A 434-nucleotide genomic window follows, 5' to 3' on the forward strand; every position below is an offset into this window, starting at 1 on the left:
CGTAACAAGGTAGCCGTATCGGAAGGTGCGGCTGGATCACCTCCTTTCTAAGGAATTGGATACAGTAGGCTGTGAAAACGGCTGAATCAATCCAACTAAAACGGAAGAAGTAGAAAATCGAAGATGTGTTTTACTGTTTAGCTATCAAGCTGAAACATTTCTGGTGCCGATGCGGTTGGGGGAAACACCCGTTCCCATCCCGAACACGACGGTTAAGACCCAATCGGCCGATGGTACTGCACTGGAGACGGTGTGGGAGAGCAGGTGGGCGCCAGATCAAAAAAGAAAAACTGAATTTAATTTACCAGTGATGAGAGATTTTGAATGAAACAGAAAAAACATTTGAGATTTCTGATGACTGATAAAACATCAGTCGATATGTACCTTGAAAACTGCATACATGAAATTTGATTAAAAGTTAATCAAATATCCTT

1 rRNA gene is annotated in these 434 nt (G+C 41.9%); it reads left to right on the plus strand.

Annotation, left to right across the window (positions count from 1 at the left end):
* Positions 1-159 precede the first annotated feature (159 nt).
* A 5S ribosomal RNA gene (rrf, locus tag LJE11_RS19365) occupies positions 160-277 on the plus strand.
* The last annotated feature ends 157 nt before the right edge of the window (positions 278-434 follow it).

This window comes from Blautia sp. DFI.1.216 (genome assembly GCF_020594215.1).
GTDB lineage: Bacteria > Bacillota > Clostridia > Lachnospirales > Lachnospiraceae > Blautia_A > Blautia_A wexlerae.